The following is a 3,620-nucleotide window of genomic DNA, read 5'->3' on the forward strand; positions in this document are numbered from 1 at the left end:
CCGCCGGGCACGCGCCTGCGGCGGCGGCGGGCTGTTGAGATCGACAAATGTGGCCGGTTCGTCCGGGGCCGGTGGCGCCGCTGTGGTCGCTGGCAGCAGCCCGGCATCGCGCAGCGCGCGCTGGATGATGCCGGTGGCGCCAGCGGGATCGTGCGCGCGCACGCGGCCCGTGGAGTGCAGCATCTGCTGCAGGAAATCGTCGAGTGGCTTCATGGTTGTCCTGTTCAGGTGTGGGTCCGGTCCGCCAGCCGCTGGCGCACTTCGGGAGAGGCGACAAAGGCGCCCAATACGTGAATGCTGGCGATAGCCGCATCCGCCAGGTCCGGCGTGACCTCGTTGTCGATCACGGCCAGCCCCAGCACCTGGATCTCCAGGCGCCGGCCGGCGGCGACGGCCGCTTCGAGGTCCGGCCGCGCATAGCGCTGCTGGCCGAGCACGAAGTGTTTGTGAGCCACCGTCTGCTGCAGTGCGTCCGCATGCAGGCGCAGCTGGTTGCGGATAGCGGTGCGGACAAAGTCCGTGCGGTTCGCATAGAACCCTTCCTGCACCAGCAGGTCGAGCTGGGCCAGGTCGACCAGGCCGACGTTCACGGTCACCTTGTCGCTGTCCGGCAAGCGCTGAAGGGCAGTTCCGAATTTCATGGTGGGGCTCCTCATACTCTCACGGGAGTATGCTCAGCGTACTTTGCGACGTTCCGCCCGATTGCAAGCTGTTTCGGCACAGCGCGCCGGCATTAGGCGAAACCATGATTGCCGTGTACACTGGTGGCCCCACTTCGGTACTCTGTCACCGTCCGGTTTCCTTCCTGTCTCGGCCTCCCGGCCATTCCTGTCCGATCCTCGACCATTGGCTCTACTTGAGAACGGGTCCGTTCGTCCACAGCAAGGAGCATCCCATGAACACATACACGAATACCCACACCGGCACCATCCACTGGTTCAGCCGCCTGAAAGGCATTGGCCAGATCCGCCCGGACAGCGGCGGGCACGATGTCCTGGCCGATATCGCCGATTTCGTCCATCTGCAGCCTCCCGGCAGCCTGGAAGCCCAGCTGGTGTCCTACCGCCTGGACGAAGCCGATTGCGGCGGCCGTGCCACCCACATTCACATCGTGCGCCGGATCTGAGATGGCCAAGGAAGAGCTCATCGAGATGCAAGGCGTGGTGCAGGAGATCCTGCCCGACAGCCGCTTCCGCGTCGAACTGGAAAACGGCCACTCCCTGGTCGCCTACTCCGCCGGCCGCATGAAGAAGAATTTCATCCGCATCCTGGCTGGTGACCGCGTCACGCTGGAACTGTCGGCCTATGACCTGAGCAAGGGGCGCATCACGTTCCGCCACATCGACACGCCGAAACAGGCAGCCACGCGCCGCCCCTACCAGCGCCGTTGATGCGCGCAGGCTATCGGAATGCACACACGGTAGGAAAACAGGTCGCCCGCGTCGTGCCGGGCGGTGATATGGTCGGTGAACTGCCGGCCATCATCTGGAGACCATCATGAGCATGCAACGTTATCGGGGCCATACCATCGAGGTCACCTGGAGAGTGCTGGACCGGCAGACCAGCGTCGTGCTGCTGGTCCGTATGCTGCGCTCCTGCGTGACGCGCCTGCGTGTGGAAACACCGCACGGCGAGCTGGCCGATCAGGTCCATGCCAGCGACGCGGCCTTTCAAGCCGGCCGGGCCTGGGTCGATGAGAATCCCTTGCCCTGGCCGCAGATTCAATCCCGCCTGAGCTGGCGCTAGACGCCGCTTTCACGGACCGGCGCCAGGGACATCCACACTGTCGGCGTTCGGCGTCATGCCACGCAAGATGGCGGCTTGCAGGCGGGGGGGTGTGCTGGTATTCGTCCACCCCTACCGCGCCCTTATCTTTCCCCGTCCGCGCTGCGGCGCCGTTCGCGCTGGCGATCCTGTGTGTCTTCATTGGAGCGCCGGGTGGCCGTTTGCTGCCGGCGCAGGGCCGCGACGCCGCGCGCCGTGGGCAGGCGCTCCGGCTGGGCGGCCTGCGCTCCAGTTACCATCGGGACGGGGGCCATCAGTGAATCAGGTGCGTGGTCGAGATGCGCTTGAGTTCTTCCTTCTTCGCTTTTTTGGCCGCGCGCTTCTCGCGGGCGTTCTTGAGCGGGGCTTTCTTGTCGGTCTTGTGAGTGTCGTGATTCTTGGTCATGGCGGACTCCGGGTTGGCAGGTAGGGCGTGAAAGGTGACAGCGATGGGATCGCTGGCCGGGAAAGTCTCCGCCAGGGCTTCATCCAGCGCCGCCTCGTCGGCGCGCGCGAGTGGCTCGGGGCGCAAGCGCTGAGTCTGCGCGTAAGGCATGGCGTTCTCCTGATGGACAAGCTGATACACGATGCGCCCGAACGGGTGCGCCGTCAACTGAATTCCGCGTCTGCGGTGCCGCGCACGCCAGGCGCGTCCTGATGCGGGCAGGGTGGGGTGGCCGGACCTGGCGCCGCCACGCCCGGTCCCGCCGGCACTTCTCCCACTCCCGCCTGGATGCCCATGGCGTCTGCCCTGGGTCCCGGCACCGCGGCCAGCGCGGTCCTCGACACCCGTTCCGTGTCCTGAGCGCCGGGTCCCATCTTTTGCGCGTAGTGTGAACGCTGCCCTGTTCCTTTCTCGCGAGTCCATCATGATCCCGTCCAATCCTGCGCACACCTTCCATAGCCTGCCGCTCACCGCCGAGCAGGACCAGGAGATCCGGCACTACATCCGGGTGCGCCAGAGGGCGGGGCAGGCATGGGACACGGAAGAACTGCGCGCGATGGTGGCCGATATGCTCGATCCGCCGGAAACGGCGGAGGAGGCGGCCGACGCGGTCGCCTTCAGTATCGACGCCGAAAGCGCGGCCGCGGCGCGCCAGTGGTCGCAAGACCAGCGCCAGGACGGCGAGCCCGGCCCCGACGCCCCCGACCACGCCAGCTGACTCGGGGCCGCGCGCTAGTGCAGGCGCCGCCGCTTGTGCTCGTACATGGCACGGTCGGCCTGCTGGACCGATTCGCTCAGGGCACTGTGGCCGGCCGGATCGCAGGACACCAGGCCCACGCTGAACGACAATTCGTACGGCCGCTCCTGCATCAGGTTGAACGCCTTCAGATTGGCCTGCAGGCGCGCGAGGATGGCATGCGGCTGCGCTTCATCGACCGCATAGGCGACGAATTCATCGCCACCCAGACGGGCCAGCACATCCGCTTCGCGCAGCGAGGCGCGCAGCACGCTGGCGGCGTCGCGGATCATGCCGTCGCCCACGGCGTGCCCCAGCGCATCGTTGACTGGCTTGAGCCCGTCGATGTCCGCATACACGACGGCGCTGCCGGTGTGCTGGCGCTGGGCCAGGCGGAACAGGGGTTCGGCGCGGGCGAAGAAGCCGCGCCGGTTGTTCAAACCCGTCAGGACATCAGTCAGCGACAGTGCCAGCATCTCGCGCGCGGCCGCATCGCGGCGCGCCAGCTCGTCGGCATGTTCCTGCGCGGTCCCCGCGATCTGCTCGTACTGCGTCGTCACCAGCTGCTCCAGCGCGTCGCGCACGCCGATGCGGCCCAGCGTGGCGGCGGTCAGTTCGAGGATGGCGTCCAGGGCCAGCCGCTGGGTCTGGACCGCCGCCGGCGCGGTGGCGGCC

General features: G+C 67.1%; 7 protein-coding genes and 1 pseudogene. 4 read left to right on the forward strand and 4 right to left on the reverse strand.

Annotation, left to right across the window (positions count from 1 at the left end):
• Positions 1 to 213, reverse strand: a pseudogene (locus tag E4L96_RS05030) (hypothetical protein); the annotation flags it as partial.
• 11 nt (positions 214 to 224) lie between these two features.
• On the reverse strand, positions 225 to 641 hold the full coding sequence (locus E4L96_RS05035) for a ribbon-helix-helix domain-containing protein (RefSeq protein ID WP_135206129.1): 417 nt from the start codon (positions 639 to 641) through the stop codon (positions 225 to 227).
• Positions 642 to 895: 254 nt separating this feature from the next.
• On the opposite strand from E4L96_RS05035, the gene E4L96_RS05040 reads away from it, so the two are divergent.
• The 3 genes from E4L96_RS05040 (at position 896) to E4L96_RS05050 (ending at position 1,746) form a co-directional block, all read left to right on the forward strand.
• Positions 896 to 1,126, forward strand: a complete 231-nt coding sequence (locus E4L96_RS05040; RefSeq protein ID WP_135206130.1) for a cold-shock protein — start codon at positions 896 to 898, stop codon at positions 1,124 to 1,126.
• 1 nt (position 1,127) lies between these two features.
• The gene (gene infA, locus E4L96_RS05045) at positions 1,128 to 1,391 is read left to right on the forward strand and encodes a translation initiation factor IF-1 (protein ID WP_135206131.1); all 264 of its coding nucleotides are present in this window, start codon (positions 1,128 to 1,130) and stop codon (positions 1,389 to 1,391) included.
• Between the two features lie 106 nt (positions 1,392 to 1,497).
• Positions 1,498 to 1,746 (forward strand): hypothetical protein, encoded by a 249-nt coding sequence (locus E4L96_RS05050; RefSeq protein WP_135206132.1) that lies wholly within the window; start codon positions 1,498 to 1,500, stop codon positions 1,744 to 1,746.
• Positions 1,747 to 2,038: 292 nt separating this feature from the next.
• On the opposite strand, the gene E4L96_RS05055 is transcribed toward E4L96_RS05050, so the two are convergent.
• Positions 2,039 to 2,320, reverse strand: a complete 282-nt coding sequence (locus E4L96_RS05055; RefSeq protein ID WP_135206133.1) for a hypothetical protein — start codon at positions 2,318 to 2,320, stop codon at positions 2,039 to 2,041.
• 313 nt (positions 2,321 to 2,633) lie between these two features.
• Here E4L96_RS05055 and E4L96_RS05060 point away from each other — a divergent pair, with 313 nt between their 5' ends.
• Positions 2,634 to 2,927, forward strand: coding sequence for a hypothetical protein (locus tag E4L96_RS05060; RefSeq protein ID WP_181017587.1), 294 nt, complete (start codon positions 2,634 to 2,636; stop codon positions 2,925 to 2,927).
• Between the two features lie 14 nt (positions 2,928 to 2,941).
• Here E4L96_RS05060 and E4L96_RS05065 read toward each other — a convergent pair.
• The coding region (locus tag E4L96_RS05065; RefSeq protein ID WP_135206134.1) for a GGDEF domain-containing protein at positions 2,942 to 3,620 on the reverse strand (679 nt) is incomplete at its 5' end.

Origin of the sequence: Zemynaea arenosa, from assembly GCF_004614185.1 — a bacterium.
Classification (GTDB): Bacteria; Pseudomonadota; Gammaproteobacteria; order Burkholderiales; family Burkholderiaceae_D; genus Telluria; species Telluria arenosa.

What these genes read in the sequence shown, in the direction of transcription:
- E4L96_RS05060 (WP_181017587.1), top strand. Translation starts at nt 2,634, where the DNA reads ATGATCCCGTCCAATCCTGCGCACACCTTCCATAGCCTGCCGCTCACC.
- E4L96_RS05035 (WP_135206129.1), bottom strand. Translation starts at nt 641, where the DNA reads ATGAAATTCGGAACTGCCCTTCAGCGCTTGCCGGACAGCGACAAGGTG.
- E4L96_RS05040 (WP_135206130.1), top strand. Translation starts at nt 896, where the DNA reads ATGAACACATACACGAATACCCACACCGGCACCATCCACTGGTTCAGC.
- E4L96_RS05055 (WP_135206133.1), bottom strand. Translation starts at nt 2,320, where the DNA reads ATGCCTTACGCGCAGACTCAGCGCTTGCGCCCCGAGCCACTCGCGCGC.
- infA (WP_135206131.1), top strand. Translation starts at nt 1,128, where the DNA reads ATGGCCAAGGAAGAGCTCATCGAGATGCAAGGCGTGGTGCAGGAGATC.
- E4L96_RS05050 (WP_135206132.1), top strand. Translation starts at nt 1,498, where the DNA reads ATGAGCATGCAACGTTATCGGGGCCATACCATCGAGGTCACCTGGAGA.